A 1,175-nucleotide genomic window follows, 5' to 3' on the forward strand; every position below is an offset into this window, starting at 1 on the left:
GCCGCCAATGCGGGATCGGTGATGCCCACCTATTCCATGCCGGATGCCCCCTTGACGTACGACGGCATCAGCTTCGAGCAAGTGGGCGCGGGCTTCAGCAAGCAAATGCTGACCGACCTGCTGCGCACAAAAATGGGCTTCAAAGGCGTGGTGCTGTCCGACTGGGCCATCACCGAAGACTGCAACGCCATCTGCACCAACGGCACGGCCCCCGGCACCGCACCCTCGTTCGCCAACTTCGGCACGCCCTGGGGCGTGGAAAACCTGACCAAGGCGCAACGCTATGTCAAAGCCGTGAACGCCGGCATGGACCAGTTTGGCGGCGTGACCGACACCAGCCATCTGATCGCAGCGGTAACAGCAGGCACCCTGACCGAAGCCCGACTGGGCGAATCGGCCTACCGGGTGATGCTGCAGAAATTCCAGCAGGGCCTGTTTGAAAACCCCTACCTGGATGCGGCCCAGTCGGTGGCCACTGTGGGCAACGCAACCTTCAAGGCAGAAGCCCTGGATGCACAGCGCAAAGCCCTGGTGTTGCTGGAAAACAAGAACAAGGTGTTGCCCCTGGCCGCCAGCGTCAAAAAGGTCTACCTGTATGGCGTGGAAGCCAGTGTGGCCGCCCAGTACGGCCTGACCGTGGTGGCCACGCCCGAGGAAGCCGATGTGGCCATTGTGCGGGTGAGCGCACCGTATGAAACCCTGCACCCCGGCTACATCTTTGGCACCTTCCAGCACGAAGGCAGCCTGGCCTACGCCGATGGCAATGCCGACTACGAGGCCATCAAGGCCGCCAGCGCCAAGGTGCCCACCATCGTGACGGTCTACCTGGACCGCCCGGCCATCCTCACCAATGTGCGCGACAAGGCCGCCGCCATCCTGGGCAACTTCGGGGTCAGCGATGTGGCGCTGTTCGATGTGCTCACCGGCAAGGCCAAACCGCAGGGCAAGCTGCCTTTTGAGCTGCCCTCGTCCATGGCCGAAGTGGAAGCCCAGTTGTCGGATATGCCGCACGACACGGCGCATCCGCTGTACCCGGTTTTCCATGGGCTGGCGTACTAAACTGTAGCCATCTCTGCCTGCCGCTGCACGCAGCGGCAGGTCTGTAAAACCATGGATACCCGCTATAAAACCGTTTCCAACACCATCGCCCGCAAGCAGCTGCAGTATGCGGATGC

1 protein-coding gene is annotated in these 1,175 nt (G+C 62.3%); it reads left to right on the forward strand.

Going from position 1 to position 1,175, the window contains the following annotated elements:
* The coding region (locus tag AC097L_RS25370; RefSeq protein ID WP_479589473.1) for a glycoside hydrolase family 3 C-terminal domain-containing protein at positions 1–1,059 on the forward strand (1,059 nt) is incomplete at its 5' end.
* Positions 1,060–1,175 lie beyond the last annotated feature (116 nt).

The sequence above is a fragment of the Rhodoferax sp. RT5P35 genome, from assembly GCF_056521385.1.